Origin of the sequence: Xanthomonas sp. NCPPB 1754, assembly GCF_041475725.2 — a bacterium.
GTDB lineage: Bacteria > Pseudomonadota > Gammaproteobacteria > Xanthomonadales > Xanthomonadaceae > Xanthomonas > Xanthomonas euvesicatoria.
Map to the genome: position 1 here is coordinate 4617881 of NZ_CM192982.1, position 12755 is coordinate 4630635.

Sequence of the window (12755 nt, forward strand, 5' to 3'; positions counted from 1 at the left end):
GTTTTTTTGAACTCCACGGAGCTGGTCAGCGCTTGGCCTGTTGCGCCGGAATGAACTGCGTCTCCACCGCCTTGGCCAGCTGATCCGGTGGCAGCAGGCCCTGGTCGAGCAGGAAGTTGTTGAAGGCCAGGCGGTCGAACTTTTTGCCCAGAGCCAGTTCGGTGCGCATGCGCAGTTCGAGGATGCGGGTGTAGCCGTAGAAGTAGCTGCCGGCCTGGCCGGGGGCGCGGACGGTGTAGCGGTCCAGTTCCTGGCGGGTCATGGCCGGCGAGAGGCCGACGTCGTCTTCCAGTACCTGGCGCGCGCGTTCGCGGTCGATCAGGCCCAGGTTGAGCATCGGGTCGAGCATGGCGCGGGCGGCGCGCAGCAGGCGGAACTGCAGGGCGATCAGCTGGCCGTCGAGCGGTTCGTACGGCACCATTTCTGCTTCGGCATACAGCGCCCAGCCTTCGACGTTGACCGAGTTGAAGGCGAACATGCTGCGCGCCAGCGAGACGCCGCGTTCGACCATGGCGGTGAACTGCAGCTCGTGGCCGGGGCGGCCTTCGTGAGCGCTGAGCGTCCAGGCGGCCGAGCCGAAGTTGAAGTCGTCGTATTGCTCTTTCTTGGCGCCATCGGCGGTCGGGTTGCCCAGCGGCAACACGAACTGGCCCTGCTGGCCGGTATTGCCGATCAACGGGGCCGGCAGGAAGTGCGGGGCCGGTTGCGCGGCGCTTTCGGCGGCGCTGCCCAGGCGCATCTGCATCGGGCGGTTAGGCACATCGACGATGCGCTGCTGGCGGATGATCGGGTCGATCTGATCGATCACGCCGCGGTAGTGGGTTTCCAACTGGTCGTCGGCGATCTTGTTGCCCTTGAGGGCGCGGATCACCTGCACATAATCGCCGCCCTGCACGCCCTTGGCCTTGGCCACCAGCGGCGCCAGTTGGCGCATGGCCGAACGGGTCTCCATGAACTCCAGTTGCGCGCGCTGGATCAGCTGCTGCGGCGCGATATCGATCCCGACCTGCTTGAGCTGGAAAGCGTAAAGCGGCTCGGGCAGGCGGGTGTCCTTGCGCGCCTTGGGTAGCACGGTGGCGCGGGTCCACGCGGCGTAGTCCTTCAGTTGCGTGGACATGGCCTTGAGCGCCTCGTCGGCGCCGGCGATCTTGTACTTGGCGAACAGCTCGCCAATACCGGCGACGTAGGTGTCCACATTGGCCAGCGCCTGCTCCACTTCGCGCTGGGTGGGCTGCAGCAACGCCTTGTTGCTCAGCTTTTCCTCGTAGCGCTGGCGCGCCAGCGTGGTGGTGGGCGTGCTTCCCGGTACCAAGCCGACGTAACGCTTGAGGCGATCCAGCGCCTTGGCGCGGCGCTCGGGCACGGTCTGGTCGGAGAGCAGACCGTTGAGACCACTGAAAACCGCCTCGGGAGCATCGCTCCAGGGCAACAGATACCGTTCGTTGAGCTCGCTGCCTTCGATGTTCTGCTCGGCCGCGCCGATCATGATCTGCAGGTCCTGGCGCACGTTGGCATCGCGCTCGGTGGTCAACTTCGTTTGCAGCGTGGCGCGCGCCTTGCGCATGGCATCGCGATAGCGCGCGGCGTTGTCCGGGCCGAGGTCGACGACCTGATCGTCGTAGCCGGGCACACCGAAGAAGCTGGCGTATTCGGGCTGGAACGGCGCCTGCGCATTGAGCAGGATCTGCGCATAGCCGTTGCTGGTCTGCACCCAGGCCGGGCTGGCGGTTTGTGTCGGCGCAGTCTTGCCGGTCTGTGCCTGCAACGGCAGCGAGGAACCGAGCGCCAGCGCAACGGCGAGAACGAGTGGCTTCATGAGGCAGATCCGCGAATTGAGTAGCGCGACCCTACCCATCTGCAGCGGCCGCGGCAATCTGCCTTAGGTCATGGCCGGCGGGGCGGCGGCGACGAGGCGGCAACAGGCAACACATCGATCCGGGCGCCATCGACGCCGGCGAAGGTCAATGTCCGGTAGGTCCAGCGACCCTGCCTGCGCGTGGCATCCACTTGCACACGGCCCTTGCCGCGCGGGCCGTGCAGCCCGACGCTGAAATGCGCTTCGCCAGTAGGACCGGAATAACGAATGCTGCCGTTGATCAAGACGTCTTCGTTGATTGGCATGCCCAGCCGTTGCACGACCTGCGCGTCGGTCTTGGCGATCTGCAGCGCGTCGCGATACACGGCGCTGGATTTCAACGCTGCAGTGATCACGTAGAGCACACCACCGATCAGCAACGCCAGGAGCACAGACAGCGCAATACCGATGCCAGGCACGGCCCACTTCCAGTGCCGGTTCCAAAGGTCGGCAGCACGCGGGCGTTGCGGTGCTGCTTGGGGAAGCGGCGGTGGCCGGGACATGGCACTCCTTGTGCAAACGCTGAGAACGCGAATGATCGGTACCGCCCATTGTGAGCGACGCACAGCAGTGGACAACGACTGCACAGCCGCCGGCGAGCGCAGGAGATGCTCAGAAGCGGCGCGCTACAGGTACGCTTCGGTTGCTGTGCGCCGCCCCCACCCAGCTGGCTCCTGTTGCTTGCGCCTGCTGGGCGCGCTCAGTCGTGCACCGGCATCAGGCAGCGCTGCAAGAACGCTTCGGCAGTCTTGTAACGATGCAGCGCCGTGGCACCCGACAACCCATGCTTCGCACCGGGATACGTCATCAATTCGAATGGGGTGCCGCGTTGCTGCAGCGCGCTCATCAGCGCGGTGGAATTGGTGAACAGCACATTGTCGTCGGCCATGCCGTGGATCAGCAGCAGCTTGGCGCGCAGGCCATCCAGATGCGTGGCGATGCGTGCCTCGCGGTAGCCTGCGGCGTTGCGAGCGGGCAGATCCATATAGCGCTCGGTGTAATGGGTGTCGTACAGGCCCCAATCGGTGACCGGTGCGCCGGCTACGCCGCAGGCATAGGCGTCGCTGTGCTTGGCCAGCAGCATCAAGGTCATATAGCCGCCGTTGGACCAGCCCTGCACGCCGATGCGCTTGGCATCCACCCAGGGCTGTTGCTTGAGCCAGGCCACGCCTTGCAACTGGTCGTCCACTTCCACCGTGCCCTGCCTGCCGTACAGCGCGCCACCGAACGCGCGCCCGCGCCGCGGCGTGCCACGGTTGTCCAGCGAAAACACCAGGTACCCGCGCTGGGCCAGGTATTGGTCGAACAAGGCATCGCCGCGGCTGGGCCAGGCATCGAGCACGGTCTGCGCCGCCGGGCCGCCGTACACGTAAACGATGACCGGGTAGCGCTTGGCCGGGTCGAACTTGTCGGGCTTGGTCAGCCGGTAATGCAGCGGTGTCTTGCCGTCCGCAGCGGTGAGCGTGCCGAATGCGATCGGGCGCTGCGCATCGCGGTAGTTGGCGTACGGATGCTGCGGATCGCTCAGATCGTTCTTCAGCAGCGTGGCGATCTTTTCGCCACTGGCGCGGAACAACTCGATCTGCGGCGGCGTGGTGGTGTTGGACCAGGTATCGACGTACACGCTGGCGTTATTTGCAAAACTGGCTGCGTGCGTGCCGTTGGTGACGGAACGCTTTTCGATCGCGCCGCCGGCCAGGGGGACGGCGTAAATATGGGTTTGGGTAGGCCCGTCCTTGCTGGCGGCGAAATACACGTTGCCGGCCTGTTCGTCGACGGCGAGCAGGGCATCGACTACCCAGTTGCCGGAAGTCAGTGGCGTCAACGTGCGGCCGTCTTCGGATGCAAGATACAAATGCGCGTAGCCGCTGCGTTCGGAGTTCCAGAGAAAGCGGCCGTCCTTGAGAAACCGCAGGTCGTTGCTGAGCGGCACCCAGGTGGGCGAGGTTTCGGTGATGAGCGTGCGCTGCACGCCGCTGGCCAGCGTGGTTTCGATCAGCTCAAGGGTTTTCTGATCGCGCGACTGCCGCTGGAAGGTCAGCCGCTGTGCATCGCGCCAATCCACGCGCGCCAGATAGATGTCCGGGTTCTTGCCCAGGTCGATCCAGCGCGGGGTGGCCTTGGCGCGCGGCGCGATCACACCTAGCTGCACCGCTACATTCGGCTGGCCGGCCTGCGGATAGCGCTGGCTGATCACTTCGGTGTGGTCGGCATACACCTCGGGGCGCTTTTGCACCGGCACCTGCGATTCGTCGATGCGCGCGAAGGCGATCGCCGAGTCGTCCGGCGCCCACCAATAGCCGGTATGGCGATCCATTTCTTCGTCGGCGACGAATTCGGCCACGCCATTGCCGATGGTCTCGCTACCATCGTGCGTGAGCTGCAGCGCGTTGCCGCTGGCCAACTCGATGACCCACACGTTGCGCGCGCGCACGAAGCTGACGAATCCACCCTTGGGCGAGAGTTTGGCGTCGGTGGCAAATCCCTCGCCGTGGGTGAGCTGGCGTACTGCCGCCGCACCGGTCTTGCGCAGGTCGTACAGATACAACTCGCCACCAAGCGGGAACAGCAGCGCGTGCGCATCCGGTGCCCATTGGTAATCGACGATGCCGGTGAACGCGGCGATGCGCTGGCGTTCACGGCGGGCCTTTTCGACATCGCTCAAGACCTCGGTGCCGGGCAGCACGACCTTGGAATCGACCAGCAGGCGCGTCTGGCCGCTGGCGATGTCGTATTCCCAAAGATCCAGCTGATTGCGATCGCTGTCCTTGCCACGCAGGAAGGTCACGCGCGAGCCATCCGGTGCCACCTTGGGCTTGATCAACGTGGGACCGGAAAGCGGCAATGGGCCGGTGATGGCCTCCAGGGTGAGTTTTTCGGCGTGGGCCATGGGAACGGTGCTGAGCATGAGGGCAAGGGCTACGAACAGGGCGCGCATCGATGATCCTGTCTGACGACTGCGCACAGGATGCGGCGGCGTTGTGGATTTGAGAAGCGCGGCAATGCGGGCGTTGGCCGCTCAGGCGTGCGCGCGTTGGGATTGATGGGGCCGGGGATGCGCATGCATCGCGAGATGTCTGTGGACGATGGGGACTAACGCGCCGCTACGTATGGCGAGGGAGCGCAATTGGGGTCGCTGTCAGTCTCCGGCGATGCCGTACCCTCACCCCAACCCCTCTCCCGTGGGAGAGGGGCGCATGCCGCCCCGTTGAAGTGCCGCGCGCGTTTGATGCGCGTGTACTGTTACGCATCCGCGCCCAAGACGTTGCTTCAACGCTTGCCGAACAGGTGCTTGCGCTCTTCATCGCTGAGCGGCTGGCCCGCATTGGGATTGACCTGCTCCTTGAGCGCGTAGGCGCGCTGGGTGGCGGGGCGGGCGGCGATGGCGTCGTGCCAGCGTTTCAGATGCGGGAAGGCCGAATAGTCCGGCTTGAGGTCGCCATACACTTCGATCCACGGATAGCTGGCCATGTCGGCGATGCCGTAGTCGTTGCCCGCCAGGAAGGCGTGGTCGGCCAGGCGCTTGTCGAGCACGCCATGCAGGCGACGCACCTCGGCGTTGTAGCGCTCGATCGCATAAGCAATCTTTTCCGGTGCGTAGACGTTGAAATGACCCATCTGGCCGCTCATCGGGCCCAGCCCGCCCATCTGCCAGAACAGCCATTCCAGTGCAGCGATCCGGCCGCGGGCATCGCGCGGCAGGAAGCGGCCGGTCTTCTCGGCCAGATACAGCAGGATCGCGCCGGACTCGAACACGCTCTGCGCACCGCCGCCATCGGCCGGTGCATGGTCGACAATGGCCGGCATCTTGTTGTTGGGCGAAATCTGCAGGAATGCCGGTTCGAATTGCTCGCCCTTGCCGATGTTGACCGGCTTGAGGGTGTACTGCAGCCCCGCCTCTTCCAGAAACAGCGTGACTTTGTGCCCGTTGGGCGTGGGCCAGTAGTACAGATCGATCATCGTGCGCTCCAGTCAAAGGTGGTCGTTGCGGCAGGCCTGACTCAAGGGCGGCTGCCTTGCGTGCAGGCGTCGGGCCGGCAACGCACTCGCACCTGACGAATCCGCTTGCTAGGTGCGCATCCAAGGCGTGTGCCCGCTACCTCAGTGCAATCGCATCTTGAGAGAGGTTGCCATCCAAGCGCGATGGTAAGGCCAAGCGTTTGCCTATGGCGGCATGACACACCTGGCTCGGTGGAACGATGTGTGACGCGACAGGGTCGCGGCCGATGCTGCAGTGCAAATTGACTTTGTTAAGGCTGCACTAACAAATGCTCGATTGTTCCGTCGACCTTTGCCTGCCCCCGTGGGGCCGGCCTTATCTTCTGTTTGGGGAAGCAATCACCGTGAGAGAGACTCGCACCCTGCCGCGCACGCGGCGCTTGACGTCTGCCCTGCTGTTCGCCTTGTCGACTCCGCTGGCCGCGCAGACCGCGCCGGCGCCGCAATCGGCATCCACTGTCCCAGGTTCCAGTCAGGCCGACCCCGCCACCCTCGATACCGTCCAGGTCAGCGGTATTCGCGGCAGCCTTACCTCGTCGATGAACGTCAAGCGCGATGCGCAAGGCATCGTCGACGGCATCGTGGCCGAAGACATCGGCAAATTCCCCGATACCAACCTGGCCGAGTCGTTGCAGCGCATCAGCGGTGTGTCGATCGACCGCTCGCTGGGCGAAGGCTCGCGCGTCACCGTGCGCGGCGTCGGCCCGGACTTCAACCTGGTGCTGTTGAACGGCCGCCAGATGCCGGGCGCCAGCATCGAAGAATCCAATGCCTCCAACTCGCGTGCGTTCGACTTCGCCAACCTGGCGTCCGAGTCGATCTCCGGCATCGAGGTGTTCAAGACCAGCCGTGCCAGCACGCCCACCGGCGGGATCGGCGCGACCATTAACATCAAGACCGCCCGGCCGCTGGATAACCCCGGCATGCATGCCAATGTGGGCCTCAAGGGCGTGCACGACTCCTCCAACGAGAACCTGCCCGGCCGCCTGCAGGGCGATTCGCTGACGCCGGAAATCTCCGGCATCTTCAGCAACACCTCGGCCGACGGACGCTTCGGCGTGTCGCTGAGCGGCAGCTACCAGGAACGCGACTTCGGCTACAGCCAGGTCGGCGTCCCCAATGGCTGGCGCGCATTCCGCGGCGATTCCACCGCCTACGGCACCATTCCGCAGCCGGGCGCACCGGGTTCGGAAAACATCGTCAACCGCCCCGGTCCGAACGATATCTATTCGGTGCCGCAGAACCTCAACTACCGCGTGGTCGGCGTCGAACGCCAGCGCACCAACGGCCAGCTGGTGCTGCAGTACAAGCCGCTGGACAACATCACCACCACGCTGGATTACACCTACTCGGAAAACAAGATCCAGCAGCAGCGCAACGAGATGTCGGTATGGTTCAACTACGGACCGTCCGCCAGCGCCTGGACCAAGGGACCGGTCGCAGGCCCGATCACCTATTCGGAAATCGTCAATCCGCCCACCAGCGATCTGGCCACCGCCGGGTCCAATGCGGCCACGCGCAACCAGAACAAGTCGCTGGGTTTCAACGTGGATTGGGCGGTGAACGACCAGTTCAAGCTCAACTTCGACATCCACCGCTCCACCGCCGAAGCCGGCGCGGACAGCCCGTACGGGTCGAGCAACTCGCTGGGCGTGTCCGGCTTCTACCGCGGCACCTCGGTGGTGGATTTCAGCAAGGATTTCCCGGTGCTGCAGCAGCAGCTGGGCTTCGGGCTGAACGGCCTGGACCCGTCGCGCACGCTGGTCACCGGCTCGGCGTTCCGCAACAGCTACATGAAGTCGGAAATCGATCAGGCGCAGGTCAACGGCGATTTCACCTTCGAAAACTATTCGCAGTTGAAGTTCGGCATCGGCAGCACCGAGGTCAAGAACCGCTCGGCGTTTTCCAACGTGCAGCGCGACACCTGGGGCGGCAACGGCACTGCGGCCGATTATCCGGACGACCTGTGGATTCCCAGCTCGTTCGCGCAGTACTTCGATGCGATCGACGGCAGCGGCAATCCGGCGCAGTTCAACCAGCTGTTCCTGTTCGATTTCGAGCGCGCGCGCCAGGCCGCCGCGCAAGCCGCTGGCGACGAGTCGCTGTACCGCATCTCGCCGGTGTTCACCACCGACCGCCGCGTGACCGAAAAATCCAAGAACGCCTACCTGCAATGGGGCAATAGCTGGGACGATCTGCGCGTGCCGATCAGCCTGGCGGCCGGCGTGCGTTACGAAGAAACCAAAGTGGAAGCGCGGGCGCTGGTGCCGGTGGCCGTGGGCATCGACTGGGTCGCCAACAACGAGCTGCCGATCCGGCTGGCCGACTCGGCGTTTTCCGGTGGCAGCGGCAAGTACGAATACTGGCTGCCCAGCCTGGACCTGAGCTTCAAGCTGCGCGAAGACCTGGTGCTGCGCGGCAGCTACGGCGAAACCATCGGCCGGCCCGGCTGGGGCGACATCCAGGGCGGGCAGACGCTCAACCAGATCGGCCGCATCGAAGGCGGCTCCGGCCAGGAAGGCAATCCGGGCCTGAAGCCATTGCTGTCGCACAACATCGACCTGTCGCTGGAGTGGTATTACGGCGAAGCGAGCTACGCCTCGGTGGGGTTCTTCCGCAAGAACATCGACAACTATGTCGGCGTCACCACCCGCAACGACACCTCGCTCGGCCTGCACACGCCGGTGGGCGGCGCCTACTGGAATCAGGCGCTGGCCAATGGCTGCGCCACCGCCGACCTGACCTGCATCCGCAACTACATCTTCCGCAACTTCGCCGGCCAGCCGGGCGTGGTCCGCGGAACCGACGACACCAATGGCAATGCCACCGGTACGATCAGCGGTCAGCCAGGCGACCCGGTCGCCAACTTCTCCATCACCGCGCCGGCCAACCAGCGCTCGGCCTCGCTGGATGGTTGGGAATTCAACGTGCAGCACATGTTCGGCCAGAGCGGCTTCGGCGTGTCGGCCAACTACACCAAGGTCGACTCCGGGTTGACCTACAACAACTACGTGATCGGCGAGCAGTTCGCGCTGGAAGGCTTGAGCGATTCGGCCAACCTGGTCGGTTTCTACGACAAGGGACAATGGCAGGTCCGTGCGGCCTACAACTGGCGCGACGAGTTCCTGGCCGCGCGTTTTGACGGCAGTGGCCTGCCCAACCCGGTCTACACCGAAGCCTATGGCCAGCTGGATCTGAGCATTGGCTACCAGTGGACCGAGAACCTGTCGCTGAGCCTGGAGGCGATCAACCTCACCAACGAGATACAGCGCCAGCACGGCCGGCAGAAGAACGAGATCATCTATGCCACCCAGACCGGCCCGCGCTACATGCTGGGCCTGCGCTACAAGTTCTGGTGATGCCGCTGGGCGATGCAGGACTGACTGCATCGCTACAGCAACCCACACGTTTCCCGGTAGCCTGGCTGCCGGGAAACGTACACGGCCGTTGCACCGCCCGGGGACGTGAAGGCATCCGGGGCTTGCCGTGCAATGGCGATTCGTTGAAGCATGGGCCACGCGCCCCCGCGTGCTGTGCCAATCCCCATGACCAATGCCGTGTTGTTGAACAATCTCGATCACCGCGATCTGCGGGTGATCACCGCGCACGGCGCCGCCTACGGCGATGACGTGATGTCGGCTGCGACCTTTCCGCAGGAATTTCGCCAGTTGCAGGCGCAATACCCCATCGTGTTCCATCGCAGCGGCGAGCGCAGTTTCCAGCCGCTGGCATTGCTGGGATTACGCCTGGGCGAGAACCTGTTCCTGGATGGCGCGCGTTGGGATGCGCCCTATGTTCCGCTGGCGATTCAACGCCAGCCGTTCCTGATCGGCGAACAGCCCGATGGGCCGATGGTGCATGTGGACCTGGACAGCCCACGCGTCAGCACCACCGAGGGCCAGTTGCTGTTTCGCGAACACGGCGGCACCACCGAATTTCTCGACCACATCAGCCAGGTGCTGCGCACGCTGCACGATGGCCTGGCGGCCAGCACGGCATTCGTCGAACGTGCGTTGCGTTACGACCTGCTCGAACCCTTCGTGTTCGAAGCCACCTTGAACAACGGCCTGGAATGCCGCCTGGCCGGGCTCTATGTCGTGCACGAAGAACGCCTGCGCGCACTCGATGAGGCGGCGCTGCTCGAACTGCACCGGCATGGCGATCTGGAACCGCTGTACATGGCGGTGGCCTCGATTGCGCAATTGCGCCATCTGCTCGAACGCATGAACCGCCGTCATGCCGGCTGAGCCACGCCCCATCCAAGAGCGTCACGGCCTGGACCGGCAACAGCTGGACCCGGCCATCCTTCGCTCCACCAGCCCGCTGGTGCTGCGCGGGCTGGTGCGCGACTGGCCGCTGGCCCGCGCCGGTGCCAGTTCTGCGCAGTCTGCTGCCGCCTACCTGCGTGGTTTCGACCGCGGCGAGGCGGTGGTGGCACAGGTTGGGCCACCGGAGATCGGTGGGCGCTTTTTCTACAACGCGGACATGAGCGGCTTCAATTTCCGCCCCGAACGCGTGCCGTTGGGCGTGGTGCTGGACACCTTGCTGCGCGACCTGGATAACGCGCAGCCACCGGCCATCTACGTCGGCTCCACCACGCTGGACACCTACCTGCCCGGCTTGCGCGCGCACAACCCGATCGCGCTGCCACAGGGCGAGCCGCTGGCCAGCATCTGGATCGGCAACCGCACCCGGATCGCCGCCCATCAGGACTTGCCCGACAACCTGGCCTGCGTGGTTGCCGGGCGCCGCCGTTTTACGCTGTTCCCGCCCGATCAGCTGGCCAATCTCTACATCGGCCCGCTGGATCTCACCCCGGCCGGGCAGCCGGTCAGCCTGGTGGATATCGCCGCACCGGACCTGCAGCGTTTCCCACGCTATGCGCAGGCGCTGGACCACGCCCTGGTCGCCGAGCTGGCGCCGGGCGATGCGCTGTTCATTCCCAGCATGTGGTGGCATCACGTCGAGGCACTGGAGAGCTTCAACGTGTTGGTGAATTTCTGGTGGCGGCAGAGCCCGGCCTACATGGATTCGCCGATGAACGCGCTGATGCTGGCGCTGCTGACCATCCGCGACCTGCCGGCCGAACAACGCGCCACCTGGCAGGAAGTGTTCCGCCACTATGTCTTCGAGTCCGACGACAGCACCGCCGCGCATCTGCCTGATGCCGCACGCGGCGTGCTGGCCCCGATGGACGACGCCAGTGCGCGCAGCCTGCGTGCGCGGCTGCTGCAACGCTTGAATCGCTGAGGATTTGACCATGCCCGACACCACGCCTTCGGACCCGCAACAGCGCCCGGTACGCCGCGTCGTCATCGCCGGTGGCGGCACGGCCGGCTGGATGGCGGCTGCAGCGCTGTCGAAACTGCTGGGCCGGCACCTGCAGATCACCCTGGTGGAGTCCGACGAGATCGGCACGGTGGGGGTGGGCGAAGCCACCATCCCCAGCCTGGTCACCTTCCACCGCTTGCTGGAAATCGACGAAGCCGCCTTCATGGCCGCCACCCAGGCCACCATCAAGCTCGGCATCGCCTTCGAACACTGGCGCGATGTGGACCAGCATTACATCCATTCCTTCGGGCATGCCGGAACCGACCACTGGAGCGCCGGGTTCCAGCATTTCTGGTTGAAGGGGCGCCAGCGCGGAGTGGCGCGCGACTTCGGCGACTACTGCCTGGAACTGCGTGCGGCGCAGGAAGGCCGCTTCGCGCACCTACCCAATGGCGGCATGAATTACGCCTACCATCTGGATGCCGGGCTGTACGCGCGCTTCCTGCGCCGCTTCAGCGAAGGCTTCGGCGTCACCCGCATCGAAGGCCGCATCGGCCAGGTGGAGACCGATGCGCAAAGCGGCTTTCTCACCGCACTGACGCTGCAGGACGGCACGCGGGTGGAAGGCGACCTGTTCCTGGATTGCACCGGCTTTGCCGGCCTGCTGATCGGCAAGACGCTGGGCGTGGACAGCGACGATTGGTCGCGCTGGTTGTTCGCCGACAGCGCGCTGGCGGTGCAGACCGAATCGGTGGGTCCGCCGGTGACCTACACCCGTTCGCGCGCCGACCAGGCCGGCTGGATGTGGCGCATTCCGCTGCAGCACCGGGTGGGGAACGGCATCGTGTATTCCAGCCGCTACATGGACCAGGATGGCGCCCGCGCGGTGCTGGAACGCAACCTCACCGGGCGCGCGCTGACCGAACCGCGGCCGCTGCGCTTCACGCCCAACCAGCGCCACCGCGTGTGGGAGAAGAACTGCGTGGCGCTGGGCCTGGCAAGCGGATTCCTGGAGCCGCTGGAATCGACCAACATCCATCTGATCCAGCGCGGCATCATCCGCCTGCTGCAGACCTTTCCGCAGGTCATCAACGCTGTCGACATCGCCGAGTACAACCGTCAGGCGGCCCAGGAGATCACCCACATCCGGGATTTCGTGATCCTGCACTACCACACCACCGATCGCCGCGACACGCCGTTCTGGCGCGACTGCGCGGCCATGGACATCCCCGATTCGCTGCGCCACCGGGTGGAGTTGTTCCGCCAGAGCGGGCGGGTCTTCCATCAGGCCAACGAGCTGTTCGCCGAGAACTCGTGGGTGCAGGTGATGCTGGGCCAGGGCGTGGTGCCGCAACAGCACCACCCGGTGGCCGACCTGATGGGCGATGCGGAGCTGGGCCGCTTTCTGGAGACCATCCGCGCCCGGGTGGAGGCGGCGCTGGTGCGGTTGCCTGCGCACGCGGACTTCCTGCAGCGCTACTGCCCTGCCCCGCCGCTGCCCGAACCGGCCGCGCGCGTGCCGGCCCCGCCGGTCATGGCGACCCCGGCGGGATAAATTTCGGCGATCTGCAGCGCAACCCTTGGCTTAGACCGCCCCAGCAATGCTAGATTGCGGCACTGCCGTCCATTG

The 12755-nt window shown here is 65.2% G+C and carries 8 protein-coding genes; 4 read left to right on the forward strand and 4 right to left on the reverse strand.

Going from position 1 to position 12755, the window contains the following annotated elements:
* Window positions 1-25: 25 nt before the first annotated feature.
* From ACCQ15_RS19935 to ACCQ15_RS19950, 4 genes are all read right to left on the reverse strand, one after another.
* A complete protein-coding gene (locus ACCQ15_RS19935) occupies window positions 26-1816 on the reverse strand; it encodes a DUF885 domain-containing protein (protein WP_372168277.1) in 1791 nt (596 codons plus the stop codon).
* Between the two features lie 68 nt (window positions 1817-1884).
* Window positions 1885-2358 carry a cytochrome c oxidase assembly factor Coa1 family protein gene (locus ACCQ15_RS19940; RefSeq protein WP_280303157.1) on the reverse strand — a complete coding sequence of 158 codons (474 nt, stop codon included), beginning with the start codon at window positions 2356-2358 and terminating at the stop codon, window positions 1885-1887.
* Between the two features lie 197 nt (window positions 2359-2555).
* Window positions 2556-4793, reverse strand: coding sequence for a S9 family peptidase (locus ACCQ15_RS19945; RefSeq protein WP_280303159.1), 2238 nt, complete (start codon window positions 4791-4793; stop codon window positions 2556-2558).
* Between the two features lie 332 nt (window positions 4794-5125).
* Window positions 5126-5815 (reverse strand): glutathione binding-like protein, encoded by a 690-nt coding sequence (locus ACCQ15_RS19950; protein ID WP_008576488.1) that lies wholly within the window; start codon window positions 5813-5815, stop codon window positions 5126-5128.
* A gap of 383 nt (window positions 5816-6198) precedes the next feature.
* Between ACCQ15_RS19950 and ACCQ15_RS19955 the strand changes: the two genes are divergently transcribed.
* From ACCQ15_RS19955 to ACCQ15_RS19970, 4 genes are all read left to right on the forward strand, one after another.
* On the forward strand, window positions 6199-9213 hold the full coding sequence (locus tag ACCQ15_RS19955) for a TonB-dependent receptor (RefSeq protein ID WP_218499330.1): 3015 nt from the start codon (window positions 6199-6201) through the stop codon (window positions 9211-9213).
* 186 nt (window positions 9214-9399) lie between these two features.
* A complete protein-coding gene (locus ACCQ15_RS19960; RefSeq protein ID WP_008576490.1) occupies window positions 9400-10101 on the forward strand; it encodes a SapC family protein in 702 nt (233 codons plus the stop codon).
* A complete protein-coding gene (locus ACCQ15_RS19965) occupies window positions 10091-11104 on the forward strand; it encodes a cupin-like domain-containing protein (protein ID WP_127170874.1) in 1014 nt (337 codons plus the stop codon). Before ACCQ15_RS19960 ends, ACCQ15_RS19965 begins: the two co-directional genes overlap by 11 nt.
* Window positions 11105-11114: 10 nt before the next feature.
* Window positions 11115-12680 carry a tryptophan halogenase family protein gene (locus tag ACCQ15_RS19970; RefSeq protein ID WP_372380971.1) on the forward strand — a complete coding sequence of 522 codons (1566 nt, stop codon included), beginning with the start codon at window positions 11115-11117 and terminating at the stop codon, window positions 12678-12680.
* Window positions 12681-12755 lie beyond the last annotated feature (75 nt).

Bases quoted from the DNA above. Each gene is read 5' to 3' on its own strand.
- ACCQ15_RS19935 (WP_372168277.1), bottom strand. From the start codon at position 1,816: ATGAAGCCACTCGTTCTCGCCGTTGCGCTGGCGCTCGGTTCCTCGCTG.
- ACCQ15_RS19940 (WP_280303157.1), bottom strand. From the start codon at position 2,358: ATGTCCCGGCCACCGCCGCTTCCCCAAGCAGCACCGCAACGCCCGCGT.
- ACCQ15_RS19945 (WP_280303159.1), bottom strand. From the start codon at position 4,793: ATGCGCGCCCTGTTCGTAGCCCTTGCCCTCATGCTCAGCACCGTTCCC.
- ACCQ15_RS19950 (WP_008576488.1), bottom strand. From the start codon at position 5,815: ATGATCGATCTGTACTACTGGCCCACGCCCAACGGGCACAAAGTCACG.
- ACCQ15_RS19960 (WP_008576490.1), top strand. From the start codon at position 9,400: ATGACCAATGCCGTGTTGTTGAACAATCTCGATCACCGCGATCTGCGG.
- ACCQ15_RS19965 (WP_127170874.1), top strand. From the start codon at position 10,091: ATGCCGGCTGAGCCACGCCCCATCCAAGAGCGTCACGGCCTGGACCGG.
- ACCQ15_RS19970 (WP_372380971.1), top strand. From the start codon at position 11,115: ATGCCCGACACCACGCCTTCGGACCCGCAACAGCGCCCGGTACGCCGC.